Genomic DNA, 12,845 nt, shown 5'->3' on the forward strand with positions numbered 1-12,845 from the left:
GCCAACCGCCAAAACTACCTATGCAGGTGTCCACTAAAACTTGACCACTGCACCCCGCCCGAAGGCTTCTCCGACTCGCCCGCTGACGCGGGCCAGGTCAACCCCACAACGACAGGCGAGAACGCCCCGCCATGCCTTGCAGCGCCGGTCTTGAGGCGTGGCGTGGAAGCTCCATAGCGATGCCGGGCGGGTTGTCCCTGAACCGCGTTGAGGACGGCACGCACCTGCACAACCTGCCGCAGCAAGCGCCAGCGTGTTCGCCAGCGTCCCGTCCATCGCGGCGGGGCGCTGGCCGGGCCGATCCGGCGCAGCCGGTTCGGCGGCATCGAGGGGCGCCAAGCATCGCGCGGCGGGGATAGCCCGCAGGGCTTTCCCCTGGAGGCAAGCGAAGCGCGCAGCGCCGCAGGCGCGAAGGCGTGAGCAACTGTCTTGAAAGTCAAGCCTCGCAAGCGCGCAGGCTCCATTCAATTGAAGCGTTTTGCCAATGATTCAATAAATGTTGTATTATCGAATCATGAACGAGACCCAAGCCATTTCCGCCCTCGGCGCCCTGGCCCATACCCAGCGGCTGCGCGTGTTCCGCGCCCTGGTGGTCGCCGGCCCCGAAGGGCTGACACCCAGCGTCCTCGCCGACCAGCTCGACGTGGCCCGCAACTCCCTGTCCTTCCACCTGAAAGAACTGGCCCATGCCGGCCTGGTCACCATCGAGCAGCAGGGCCGCAACCTGATCTACCGCGCCGACTTCACCCAGATGAATGGGCTGCTCGGCTATCTGACCGAGCACTGCTGCCAGGGCGGCGCGTGCGAGGTCACCGAATCCTCCTCTGCCTGTACTTCCTGCTGAAAGGATCACCCCCATGAAGCGCTTTCACGTCCACCTGCACGTCGATGACCTGAACCGCAGCATCGGCTTCTATTCCCAACTGTTCGCCGCGCAGCCCGCGCGCGTCGAAGGCGACTACGCCAAATGGATGCTCGAAGACCCGCCGGTCAACTTCGCCATCTCCACACGTGGCAACAAGCCGGGCATCGACCACCTGGGTATCCAGACCGACGATGCCGAGGAATTGGCGGTGCTGAAGGCCCGCGCCGAGGCGGCCGACATGACGCTGCTGGACGAGGGCACCACGACCTGCTGCTACGCGCGCAGCGAGAAGCACTGGATCACCGATCCGCAGGGCGTGGCCTGGGAGCACTTCCACACGCTGGGCAACATTCCGGTCTTTAACGAAGCGGCGCCTGCAGCGACTTCCGCCGCAGCGTGCTGTACCCCGGTGCGCGGCAAGCCGGTGGGCGTTGCGGTGAAGCCGGCTTCCTCCTGCTGCTGATGTGAGATACCCATGACCACCGACAAGACCTACAACGCCCTGTTCATCTGCACGGGTAACTCGGCCCGCTCCATCCTGGCCGAAGGCATCCTCAATGAATTGGGCCAGGGGCGCTTTCGCGCCTACTCGGCGGGCAGCCACCCCAAGGGCGAAGTCCACCCACTGGCGCTCGCCACGCTGGAGCGGCTGCACATGCCGACCGCCGGCTACCGCAGCAAGAACTGGGACGAGTTCGCGGCGCCCGGTGCGCCGGAGCTGGATTTCATCTTCACGGTCTGCGACAACGCCGCCGGCGAGGTCTGCCCCGTGTGGCCGGGGCGCCCGATGTCGGCGCATTGGGGTGTGCCTGATCCTGCAGCCGTTGAAGGCACCGACGAGCAGAAGCGCAAGGCGTTCACGGATGCGGCGCTGACGCTGCGCCGACGCATCGAATTGTTCCTGTCGCTGCCGATTCAGCGCCTGGATGCCATGTCGCTGCAGCACGAGCTGCGCAGCATTGGTACGAAGTGAGGTTGGCGCGATGAGTGTTGGAACCCAAACGGCCGGCCGCGTGCCGGCCGCCCCCACCATGAGCGTCTTCGAGCGCTACCTGAGCGTGTGGGTGCTGCTGTGCATCGTCGCCGGTATCGCGCTCGGCCAGTTCGCGCCGGGCGTGTTCCAGGCCATCGGCCGCACGGAAGTGGCTCAGGTCAACCTGCCCGTGGGCCTGCTGATCTGGGTGATGATCATTCCCATGCTGCTCAAGGTGGACTTCGGCGCTCTCGGCCAGGTCAAGCAGCACTGGCGCGGCATCGGCGTGACGCTGTTCATCAACTGGGCCGTCAAACCATTCTCGATGGCGTTGCTGGCGTGGATCTTCATCCGCCAGGTCTTCGCGCAGTGGCTCCCCGCCGACCAGCTCGACAGCTATGTCGCGGGCCTGATCTTGCTGGCCGCCGCACCTTGCACAGCCATGGTGTTCGTCTGGAGCCGGCTGACCGGGGGCGATCCTGTGTTCACGCTGTCGCAGGTCGCGCTGAACGACACCATCATGGTGTTCGCCTTCGCGCCCATCGTCGGCCTGCTGCTGGGCCTATCGTCCATCACGGTGCCGTGGGCCACGCTGCTGGTATCGGTCGGCCTGTACATCGTGATTCCCGTCATCCTGGCCCAGTTCTGGCGCCGCGCCCTGCTGAGCAAGGGCCAAGCCGCCTTCGACCGGGCGCTGGAGCGCATCGGGCCGCTGTCCATCGCGGCGCTGCTGCTCACGCTGGTGCTGCTGTTCGCCTTCCAGGGCGAGGCCATCATCCGCCAGCCACTGGTCATCGCCATGCTGGCCGTTCCGATCCTGATCCAGGTGTTCTTCAACTCCGGCCTGGCCTACTGGCTCAACCGCAAGGCGGGCGAGCAGCACAGCATCGCTTGTCCTTCGGCGCTGATCGGCGCCAGCAACTTCTTCGAGCTTGCCGTAGCCGCCGCCATCAGCCTGTTCGGCTTCCAGTCCGGCGCCGCGCTGGCCACCGTGGTCGGCGTGCTGATCGAGGTGCCAGTCATGCTACTGGTCGTTCGGATCGTCAACCAAAGCAAGGGCTGGTATGAGTGCGGCCCGAACCCTGCCCGCGGATAACCAAGACACGACTCATGAGCAACATCACCATTTACCACAACCCCACCTGCGGCACGTCGCGCAACGTGCTGGCTCTGATCCGCAACAGCGGCGAAGAGCCGAACGTTATCGAATACCTGAAGACACCGCCTGACCGCGAAACGCTGCAACGCCTGATCACGGACATGGGCGCGCCAATGCGCGCCGTGCTGCGTGAGAAGGGTACGCCCTATGCGGAATTGGGCCTCGATGACCCGAAGTGGGGTGACGAGCAGTTGATTGGCTTCATGCTCCAGCACCCCATCCTCATCAACCGGCCCATCGTGGTGACCCCGCTGGGCACGCGCCTGTGCCGGCCCTCAGAGGCCGTGCTGGACATCCTGCCGCAGCCGCAGCGCGGCGCGTTCCGCAAGGAAGACGGCGAAGCCGTGGTGGATGCGGAGGGTCGCAGGGTCTGAGACCTCCCGCACAAGCGGCAGGCAATCTGAAGTGAGGCTGGTATTATCGAATTTCGTTATCGATATTCGATATGAAAGAGAAACCTACTCCACGTGCCATGGAGCACCACGACCTGCTGTCGGGGCTGATCCGCCTGCATGTGCTGCACCACGCAGCCGAGCAGGAGATCTACGGGCAATGGATGATCGACGAGCTGGCCCACCACGGCTACCGCCTCTCCCCCGGAACGCTGTACCCGATGCTGCACAAGATGGAGCGCGACGGCTACCTCGTCTCCCGCCAGGAGCGTGAAGGGCGCACCGTGCGCAAGCTCTACACGATCACGCCCAAGGGCAAGGAAGGCTTGGCGCTGGCCAAGGACCGCATCCGGGAGTTCACCGGGGAGGCGATGCACAAATGACAGATTCCACCAACACCTTGCAGCATGAGGCCGCTGCCGCGCGCGGCTCACCCGTCGAAGTCTTCGGCGCCTTCCTCAAGCTGGGGCTGACCTCCTTCGGCGGGCCGATCGCGCATCTGGGCTATTTCCGCTCGGAGTTCGTCGAGCGTCGCCGCTGGCTGGATGACCGCAGCTACTCCGATCTGGTCGCCCTGTGCCAGTTCCTGCCGGGGCCGGCCAGCAGCCAGGTCGGTATGGCGCTGGGGTTGGGCCGCGCGGGCTGGCTGGGGCTGCTGGCGGCCTGGGCCGGATTCACCTTGCCATCGGCGATTGCGCTGATCCTGTTCGCCTTTGGCATCGCCGAGTACCAGGGGCTGGCCCAGTCCGGCTGGGTGCACGGGCTCAAGGTCGTCGCCGTGGCCATCGTGGCGCAAGCGGTCTGGGGGATGGCCAAGTCGTTGTGCCCGGACCGGCCGCGCGCCGCGCTGGCCATTCTGGCGGCGCTGCTGACCATGGTCCTGCCCTCGGCCGCGGGACAGCTTGCCGCCATCGCGGTGGCAGGGCTGCTGGGCTGGTGGACATTGAAGATCGCGCAACCCGGCGGCGGCCACGCCCACAGCTACCCCGTCTCGCGCAAGCTGGGCATCGTGGCGCTGCTGCTGTTTGCCGCACCGCTCGTCGGGCTGCCCCTGTGGGCGGCAGCCACGGACTCGTCCACGATAGCCCTGCTGGAAGGGGTGTACCGCTCCGGTGCACTGGTCTTCGGCGGTGGACACGTTGTGCTGCCGCTGCTGCAGGCCTCGGTGGTGCCCAGCGGCGTCGTGAGCAATGCCGACTTCCTGGCCGGCTACGGTGCGGCGCAGGCCGTGCCGGGGCCGCTGTTCACTTTCTCGGCCTACCTCGGCGCGGTCGCCCACGGACCGCTGCATGGCTGGATCGGCGGGCTGGCACTCCTGGGCACGATCTTCCTCCCCGCTTTTTTCATGCTGGTCGGTGCACTGCCGTTCTGGGAAGGGCTGCGCCACCGCGCGGGCATCCAGACGGCCATGGCCGGCATCAACGCCGGCGTGGTCGGTATTCTGGTGTCCGCCCTCTATGACCCGGTATGGACGAGTGCCATCCACAGCAAGGCGGATTTTGGGCTGGCGCTGCTCTCGTTCGGACTGCTGACGGTGGGGCGCGTGCCGCCGGCGCTCGTGGTGCTGTTAGCCGGGCTGGTGGGCTGGGTCATGGCGATGGGCGTCTGAATCTCATGTGGCACACCCTGACCATCCAGCTCCGACACGAAACCGCCGACGACATTGCCGCCATCGAAGCGGTCACGACCGCCGCCTTCGCTGATGCACCACACACCAGCCACACCGAGCAATTCATCGTGCGCGCCTTGCGTGCCGCCAACGAACTGACGCTTTCCATCGTGGCCGAAGAACATGGGCGCGTCGTCGGTCACGTCGCGCTGTCGCCAGTAACGATCACCCATGAGCACAGGCGAAAGACCGAGGGCTGGTATGGGTTGGGGCCGATCTCCGTCCTGCCGCCAAGGCAGGGGCGAGGCATCGGTTCGCGCCTGATGGAACAGGCGCTGTCTGAACTGCGGGCTATGCAGGCCGCAGGCTGCGTGCTGCTGGGAGATCCAACGTACTACACGCGCTTTGGCTTCCAGGCCCATGCGGGCTTGCAACTGCCGGGCGTGCCGCCCGGCTATTTCATGGCGCTGGCCCTGCATGGGACAGTGCCGGAAGGCATCGCGCACTACAGCGATGCCTTCAACGCCGCCGCCTGAGCCAGCGCGAAGGCGGCGGCGTTTTAATTCGGCTATTGGCCTTGAACACCGGGCGCGGCCACTGTCGCACCCGGATTTCGCGTCCACCGCGCCCAGGGCGGAACGGCCTGGGCGCGGTGCTGATCGCGGTTATTCCTTCGTCTCGATGCGCCACCACACAAAGCGAAGCGCCCCGGTCGAGGCCGGGGCGCTTGCCTTCGGCGCGGGTCAAGCGGCCAGTGCCTCGGCGGGTTCATCCGCCATTGCCTCGGTATCCTCCGGGGCGTCCTGCTCCGGGCCTTCTTCCTGCGCGGCCTCCTGCGGGCCTTCGGCCTTGAAGATGGCGGGCATCCAGCCGGTGCCATCGGCCAGCCGCTCGGCCTCGCTGGCAATGTCGGCCTTCTTGAGCTTCGCCAGCCGGGTGACGAATTCCGGTGCAAACGCGCCCACGGCATCCAGAATCACGGCCTTGGAAACGTGCTTGAAGTAGCCTTCTGCGGTCGGCTTCCACCATGCGGCCATGTCGAGGCCCACGGCCTGCGCCAGTTCTGCGCCGGGCTGGTGCGGCGTGGCACGGGGCGTCACCACGTCCACCGTGGAAGCCACGCACACGGCCAGCAGCCGCACCAGTTCGTCTTGCGACTTCGCCAGCAGCGCGGCGAACAGTTCGGCGCTGTCCTCCGGCAAGGCTTCCCCGGCTACCTGTTGCAGTTCGCGCAGCGCCACAGCGGCGGGCGACTCCGGCCAGTCCGGGGCCATGCCTTCCAGCCGGTCTTGCACTTTCAGGCTCACGCCCAGCGGCAGGTCGTGGCCGTGGTAGCTGTCCTGCAAAACCTTCTGCACCATGCCATGCACCAGCGCGGCCAGCGCGACGTGCGGATGCCGGGCCACTTCGATTTGCAGCGCCGCCGTGCGGTGGGCGCTCAACCGCTGCGCCAGCTGGTCGGACAGGCTCGCGGCCTTGGGCGGGTCGTCGGCGTCCTCGTGCTCCTCGTTGGCGGCTTCGCCTTCGGTGCTGCCGAAGCCGCGCCGCAGCTTTTCCAGCGTGCGCAGCGCCTTGGCCTCGGCTTCGCGCAGCAGGCCGCGATGAATAACAGCCTCGCCGTTGCGGTCGATGGTGACGATGGCACCGGCCACCTCGCGCACTTCGGGGGCGTAGCCTTGCAAGGCATTCTCCGCGTCTTGCAGTTCTCCGACCACCTGATCGCGCCGCTGTTCCAGCTTCTCGGCCTTGGCCTCGTCCTCGGCGTCGCAGGCTTCTTCCAGTTCGGCGTCGATCTTTTCGAGGCGGGTTTCCAGCGAGGCGATGCGGCGGGCCTCGCGGGTGGTCGGCTCGCGGCGGTGGCGCGGGGCGTTCTGGAACGCCTGCCGTTCCTCGTAGGCCAGATGCGGCACGGCCTCCACCCATGCCCAGCCCTCGGCGCGCACGTCCTCGGCCAGCGTTGCCAGCTTGTCGCGCACGAGCGTTTCCAGCACTGCGGTATCGGTGAGGTAGGTTCCGGCATCGCCTTCCGCGAACAGGTCGCGGCGGATGCCGCCGCCTGCCTGCCGGTAGGCGTCCAGCCCGACGAAGCGCACCAGCGCGTGCGCGGCGTCGATTTCGCGCTCGGTCAGGCGCTCGCGCAGCTTGGACGGGCTGCGCTGCCATTCCGGCGCACCATAGAACGTGGCTTCCTGCGCGGCGTGGTCGTCGGCGAAGGGACACAGCAAGACCGCCCCCTCACGCCACCCACGCACGCCGGTTTTCGGCAAGCGGAGCGCGCAGGCACGGATCAGCGAGCCGGGCCGGAGGCGCCAGCGATGGAAGCCCGACAGGGGCGAGACTCGCGCAGCGAGGCTCAATGCGCAGCACGACAGCGCGACGGCGGCACGCCGGGACGCCCGACTGCTTGGGACAGGACTACTCGTTGTCGGTCTTGCGCGGCTCGATGTGCAACTGTCCTTGACGTGCAGCCGGGCGTAGTTGCGAAGGTACAGCGTGTCGTACTGCTTATCGGGCGATGTCAGGTGCACCACCATCAGGAAGGCGGGGGACTGCTTTTGGACGGTGATGCCCTGGCGCACCACATCGCGGGCAGCCGGGCCTGAGCCTGGGCGACGCGGTTTTGTACCCGCACCGTCGCGTCATCGGCGTTGATGCCAGAACGGAAGGTGACCGTGGTCACCAGCACGCCGTCGGAGCCGGCGACAGACTTGATGTACATCATGCCTTCGACGCCGTTGATCTGCTCCTCCAGGGGTGTCGCCACGGTCTCGGCAATCACCTTGGGGTTGGCGCCCGGATACACGGCGCGCACCACGACCTTGGGATATTCGCTGATCGGCAGCGCCGGGATCGCGAGCAGGCCCGAGACGAAGATGACGATCGACAGCACAGCCGCGAAGATCGGCCTGTCCATGAAGAACTTGGAGAGGTCCATGGGCTAATACCTTGAAAGGAGTCCAGGGGGAAGCGCGCCGCGCCGCTCGTTGTGTGATACGTCCGATCGGTGGCGCGCTCCGGCGTGGTGCTTCATTTGGTGGCGGACGCGGGCGCCGCAGCAGCCACCATGGGCACCGCCGTGGCCTGCACAGGCATGCCCGGCAAGAACACCTTCTGCGCGCCGTTGACGATCACGCGGTCGCCCGCCGCCAGCCCCCCTCGCACGATGCGCAGCCAATGGGAACTGCCACCCAGTTTCACATCACGTCGCTGCGCCAGTCCATCCTTGTCTACGATGTAGACGTAGTTACGGTCGTGGTCGGTCAGCACCGCCTTGTCGTCGATCAACACGGCCGAGAATTCGCCGCTGCCGACCAGTCGCACGCGGGTATAGAGGCCCGGCGTGAAAACGCGATCCTTGTTGTCCAGCACCGCGCGCACGGCGATCGTGCCGCTGCCCCGGTCCACCTGGTTGTCGAGGAAGTCCACCGTGCCGGTGTGAGAGAAGTCCGCCTTGTCCGCCAGGGCGATCTGGACCGGCAGCTGGCCGCCTCGCTCGCTGGGGCGCTCTCCCTTGCGCGCCATGCGCGAGTAGCGCAGGAACGCCTTCTCATCGGCCTCAAAGTAGGTATAGACCCTGTCCTGGAACACGATGGTGGTTAGCACACTGGCTGCATCGCTGGCGGCCACCAGGTTGCCTGCGGTAAAGCGGGCACGGCTGGCGCGCCCGTTGATGGGCGAGCGCACTTGGGTCCTCTCCAGGTTCAACTGCGCCGTCTCCACCGCAGCCTGCGCGGCCTGCACCTCAGCCTGCGCGGACTCGTCAGCGGCGCGGCGCTGCTCCCAGGCCTCGGTGGAGACAGCCTGCTGCTCGACCAGCACCTTGGCACGTTGCGCCTCGCTTCTGCTGCGGCCGGCTTCGCTGCGCGCCCGGGTCAATTGCGCCTGGGCCCGGGCCAGTTCCGCGCGGTAGCTTCGGGCATCGATCATGAAGAGCACATCGCCCTTCTTGACCTCGTCTCCTTCGCGATAGGCGACCCGCTCGACGTAGCCAGACACCCGTGGGCGCAGCTCGACGCTCTCGATGGCTTCGATGCGTCCGTTGTATTCGTCCCATTACGTGATGGGCTTGATCTCGACCTGCGCGACGCTGACTTGCGGCGGCGGTGGATGGCCTCCGGCGCCAGCTCCGGCGTTCTCTTTACAACCTGCGAGCGCCATCGCGCTGAGGGAGATCAGTATCCAAAGCAGGCGCACGCCGCGAGGGTCGGAGCTGGAAGTCGTCATCTGAACAGGTTCCGTGGTCAGGTCGTAAAGCGAATGAAGCGAGCGCGATCGCGCTGCACGCTGTCCCCTGACGCTGCTTTCTTGGCAGCGCAAGACCATGAGCGACAGATGCGGCAGAGATCGAATCCCGTTGGTTGTCGGCTTCTCGTCTCGTCGCAGAACGCGCGCGCAAACCGACCTCGGCGGCATTACAAAGCCTCAAAACTTGAGGTCAAGCGATATCGACGTTCTGATTCGCGCCGTTGCGGATTGGTCCGCCGCGTCGCATTTTTGGACGGCTCTTGAGCCGCCGGTTACGCGAGAAGTGACAAGTAAGGATTGTTCGGTGGTGGCTCTGCGAACAGGAGCCGAACATCGTGCAATAGATAGCCATACAGGCGGCGGGACTTCCTGGGGCCTGTGACATCGCACGTCCAGATGTTCAGGCCCCTGGGCTTTTTGCGATGCAGTTGCAGGCGCTCGAAGCGCTTTTGTACCCATTGCCAATCCTGCTGGTTCTCCTGCTTGGCCAGAGTCCCGACCTGGGGGTGTTCTTGTGCGTAGCGTTGGAATACCCCGGGGCTGACCAGGTAGGCCGTGTCGCCCACCGTATGCACGAGCGCCTTCGCGTCGTTGATGACCAGCCGGCGGGTAGCGATACCCTGTTTCAGCCACGCCATGAAGTGCTCGCCCGATGGCTGCGCCGGCGAGGACGTGGGCACCGGCGCTGATGACGGCACGGGCGCCATCGAGGTTGACGGTGGCGTTTGAAAGCCAGCGGCGGGTGCGTCGCCCGAGACGGCTTCCGCGTCCTGTTGGGGAACAAGCAAATCGCCGATTCCTACCATCGCCAGCAGGTCCTCCATGACATCGGGTGCGGCGTGTGCGGCAGGCGGGTGAACCGGAGTTGCGGCGTCGACGCCCTCCCATGGAAGAGACTTTTGATCGTCGGTGGCTGGCTTTGCCGTCATTGCCGGCGAGGGCACCAAGGCATCGGCATTGTTGTCTGCCGGTGTCCCGTCGATTGCCACTGCCCCTGCGAAGGGCGCTGGCCGCTCTCCAGACTCCCAAATCAGCGCGGGAGCGAGACGCAGCAGGGTAAATGAGTGGGACCAGCCGGTCGCACTGGTCACGGTCGCGCGCCAGACCGCCTTCCCGTCCGACGTCGGCTGCAATATGCCGTGGTCCTGAAGCACGTTGAACACCGCAGTGTTGTTCGTAGGGATGCCATCGATGCCCTCTGACAGCAGGTGCGCACGTAGCTTGTCCGAAACCGTCTTGCTCACCAGCCACAAGGCGTCCTCGGTGAGCCAGCCATCGGAGGCTTCGGGCTGGTTCAGCTTCAACTCTTCCTTGAGCAGGTAGCGCAACCCGTCCAGCAGCTTGCGTTGCAGCGCGTGCTTGGGGGCGGCCATAGCGCGCGCGGGATCGCCTCCCAACTCTTGGGCCACGGAAGCGCGGTCGGCCTGTACGACAAGTTCGCCCAGCACGCCGGCGTGCTCGTACTGGCCGGCCAGGACGTAGAGCAGCGGTCCCCACAGGTCGGGATAGCCACTGAGCCAGTCCAGGGCATCACGGTCGAGGAGTTGGCGGTAGAGCAAACCTGTCGCAGCGCTGTGGAGCCGATATTCTCGATCGTCGCGGTAGCGGAAGCGGTATGGCTGGTGCAGCGGGCCGTGCCAGGGGTGCCACAGCGAGCCGTCGGACAGTTCGACGTGCAGATCGACGGCGATCTTGCCGATGTCGTGCAGCAGCGCGGCATAAGCGACTGCGGCAGTCCAGGCTTCAGACTGCGCCGCCTGGTCTTCGGGACTGGCGCCAATGGGCAGCAGATGGGACTGCCGCAGCTTGAGCGCATAGGCGACGATCTCCAACCCGTGATCCAGCATGCCGCCGGGGTAAGCGTGGTGATGCGCCTCGGAAGCCGGGAAAGCCTGGACCAGCTCGGCGTAGCGTTCCAGTGGCGCCCGGTACAAGGTGGCGAACTGCTTACGTGAGAGCGACGTGCGCTGCCAGATGTGCTCCAGCAGTTTCTGCCGGCGCGGGGTGGCCAGCAGCGATGCGGCCGACTCGGGCCGCATCAACCCTTTCGGGAGGTCGGATGCGGGAGGTGGCGTCGGAGCGGTAGCGACCGCGGGCCGTTTTCGCTGGAACAGAGAGAGCATGCGGATGTCCTGTCGCGGGCCGAGCGGGGTGCCTTTTTGCCTTTTCGAGGTAGGGCCATTCCCCTTGCAACCCATTCCCTCGCCATTTCGACCCTTTACAGCCTTTGGGTATAGGGCGACGGGTGCTGACCGTCCACCGCCAATGCGGGTTGCGGAAGGGCCGTATTGATACAGGAAGGCTGGCTGTTCACGCCCTACGATGGGCCGATTCTTGGACTCGGGAGAACGCTGTGAGGCCTCAGATTGACAAAGTAAGGAAATTTCCTTACCATGCAGGTATCGCAATCAGGAGAGTCGCCATGCCTGCCATCCACGAAGTCGCCACGCTGACCTCTAAAGGCCAGATCACGCTGCCCAAGCCCATCCGGCAGGCGCTCGGCGTCGATGCCGGCGGCAAGCTCGCGTTCGATCTGCGGGGCAGCGAAGTCGTCGTCACCCGTGTTGATGCCGAGCACGAGGACCCCGCCATTGGCGCGTTTCTGAGCCTGCTGGCCCGCGACATCGAAGCTGGCCGGAACGTCCGGGGCCTGCCCGAGGATCTGGCGCGCGCCATGCTGGAGCATGCTGGCCACGGTGTGAACCTGGACGAGGAGATCGACGGGAAAGTGGAACTCTGATGCAACGGCATGGCTGGACGCTGCTCTTCCACGACTGCGTGATCGAGCAGTTGCAGAAACTGCATGCGGCCGCGAGGCGCGCGCAGGAGAATGACCCGGCGGGCTTCGAGTCCAATGCCAACGTCAAGCTCTTCCGGGCCCTGAGCCAGTTGATGTTGGATGTGGTGCCAGGCGATCCGGCACGCGACGAGTACCGCCAGGGCAACACCTTGGGACCTGCCCACCGCCACTGGCGAAGGGCCAAGATCGGACGGCGGTTCCGGCTGTTCTTCCGGTACGACTCGAAGGCGAAGGTCATTGTGTACGCCTGGGTCAACGATGAACAGACCCTGCGGTCTTCGGGTAGCAAATCGGACCCGTATGTCGTGTTCGAGAAGATGCTCGGACGCGGGAACCCACCAGACGACTGGCACGCGCTGATACAGGCAAGCAAGCAGGATTGGAGCAAACTGGAATAGGCATCCCTCAGTAGCAGGAGACGACCATGAACACCACGACACGCATCAGCACCGCAGAACGCCTCGGCCGCACCTTGGGTCGCGGATGGCGTGCCTACGTGCGCGGCGAACGCCGGGCATCGAGTTGGTTGGTGTCCAAGGGGATGCCGGCGGCCGGTGCCACCGCGTTCGTGTGGGTGGTCAAGCTGGTTGCGCTCGGGGTGCTGCTGTACACCACCTTCTGGCTGGCGGTGTTGCTACTGCTGGGCGTTGCGGCGGCATGGTTGGCTGGCAATTCGGCTAGGGATGATGACCGCTGGGCGCAACAGGATGAACTGCGCAATGGCGAGGCGGGCTTTGGCCTGTATTCTTCCAATGGCCAGCGGCTCGACCCTCACGACCCGAACGATCCGTTCGATGACTGA

At 65.7% G+C, this 12,845-nt stretch carries 12 protein-coding genes and 3 pseudogenes; 11 read left to right on the forward strand and 4 right to left on the reverse strand.

Annotated features, from left to right (window positions below; genetic code table 11):
* The first annotated feature begins 514 nt into the window (after positions 1-514).
* From AAV94_RS10425 to AAV94_RS10460, 8 genes are all read left to right on the forward strand, one after another.
* Positions 515-844, forward strand: a complete 330-nt coding sequence (locus AAV94_RS10425) for an ArsR/SmtB family transcription factor (RefSeq protein WP_003116799.1) — start codon at positions 515-517, stop codon at positions 842-844.
* 13 nt (positions 845-857) lie between these two features.
* Positions 858-1,328: an ArsI/CadI family heavy metal resistance metalloenzyme gene (locus AAV94_RS10430; protein WP_003107243.1), complete on the forward strand. Its 471-nt coding sequence runs from the start codon at positions 858-860 to the stop codon at positions 1,326-1,328.
* 12 nt (positions 1,329-1,340) lie between these two features.
* Positions 1,341-1,838: an arsenate reductase ArsC gene (locus AAV94_RS10435; RefSeq protein WP_003107241.1), complete on the forward strand. Its 498-nt coding sequence runs from the start codon at positions 1,341-1,343 to the stop codon at positions 1,836-1,838.
* Between the two features lie 10 nt (positions 1,839-1,848).
* The gene (gene arsB, locus AAV94_RS10440) at positions 1,849-2,934 is read left to right on the forward strand and encodes an ACR3 family arsenite efflux transporter (protein ID WP_003109696.1); all 1,086 of its coding nucleotides are present in this window, start codon (positions 1,849-1,851) and stop codon (positions 2,932-2,934) included.
* A 14-nt stretch (positions 2,935-2,948) separates the two neighbouring features.
* Positions 2,949-3,371 (forward strand): arsenate reductase (glutaredoxin), encoded by a 423-nt coding sequence (arsC, locus tag AAV94_RS10445; protein ID WP_003107236.1) that lies wholly within the window; start codon positions 2,949-2,951, stop codon positions 3,369-3,371.
* Positions 3,372-3,469: 98 nt separating this feature from the next.
* On the forward strand, positions 3,470-3,772 hold the full coding sequence (locus tag AAV94_RS10450; protein ID WP_003107234.1) for a PadR family transcriptional regulator: 303 nt from the start codon (positions 3,470-3,472) through the stop codon (positions 3,770-3,772).
* Positions 3,769-4,998, forward strand: coding sequence for a chromate efflux transporter (gene chrA / locus AAV94_RS10455; RefSeq protein WP_003107233.1), 1,230 nt, complete (start codon positions 3,769-3,771; stop codon positions 4,996-4,998). Before AAV94_RS10450 ends, chrA begins: the two co-directional genes overlap by 4 nt.
* A gap of 17 nt (positions 4,999-5,015) precedes the next feature.
* Positions 5,016-5,534: a GNAT family N-acetyltransferase gene (locus AAV94_RS10460; RefSeq protein WP_023980163.1), complete on the forward strand. Its 519-nt coding sequence runs from the start codon at positions 5,016-5,018 to the stop codon at positions 5,532-5,534.
* Between the two features lie 207 nt (positions 5,535-5,741).
* On the opposite strand, the pseudogene AAV94_RS10465 reads toward AAV94_RS10460, so the two are convergent.
* The 4 genes and pseudogenes from AAV94_RS10465 to mobH form a co-directional block, all read right to left on the reverse strand.
* A pseudogene (locus AAV94_RS10465) lies at positions 5,742-7,208 on the reverse strand (chromosome partitioning protein ParB); the annotation flags it as partial.
* Between the two features lie 243 nt (positions 7,209-7,451).
* Positions 7,452-7,933, reverse strand: a pseudogene (locus AAV94_RS10470) (efflux RND transporter permease subunit); the annotation flags it as partial.
* Between the two features lie 92 nt (positions 7,934-8,025).
* Positions 8,026-9,222: pseudogene (locus AAV94_RS10475) on the reverse strand (efflux RND transporter periplasmic adaptor subunit).
* 293 nt (positions 9,223-9,515) lie between these two features.
* Complete coding sequence (mobH, locus tag AAV94_RS10485; RefSeq protein WP_023657325.1) at positions 9,516-11,366, reverse strand: MobH family relaxase; 1,851 nt, start codon at positions 11,364-11,366, stop codon at positions 9,516-9,518.
* 299 nt (positions 11,367-11,665) lie between these two features.
* Here mobH and AAV94_RS10490 point away from each other — a divergent pair, with 299 nt between their 5' ends.
* Genes AAV94_RS10490 through AAV94_RS10500 form a run of 3 tightly spaced genes read left to right on the forward strand, consistent with a single transcriptional unit; the run spans position 11,666 to position 12,845 of the window.
* Positions 11,666-11,983, forward strand: a complete 318-nt coding sequence (locus AAV94_RS10490) for a type II toxin-antitoxin system PrlF family antitoxin (RefSeq protein ID WP_023098543.1) — start codon at positions 11,666-11,668, stop codon at positions 11,981-11,983.
* Complete coding sequence (locus AAV94_RS10495) at positions 11,983-12,441, forward strand: type II toxin-antitoxin system YhaV family toxin (RefSeq protein ID WP_009518525.1); 459 nt, start codon at positions 11,983-11,985, stop codon at positions 12,439-12,441. The genes AAV94_RS10490 and AAV94_RS10495 overlap by 1 nt, the downstream gene beginning before the upstream one ends.
* A 26-nt stretch (positions 12,442-12,467) precedes the next feature.
* A complete protein-coding gene (locus AAV94_RS10500) occupies positions 12,468-12,845 on the forward strand; it encodes a DUF3742 family protein (RefSeq protein WP_009518524.1) in 378 nt (125 codons plus the stop codon).

This window comes from Lampropedia cohaerens (assembly GCF_001005215.1).
Classification (GTDB): Bacteria; Pseudomonadota; Gammaproteobacteria; order Burkholderiales; family Burkholderiaceae_C; genus Lampropedia; species Lampropedia cohaerens.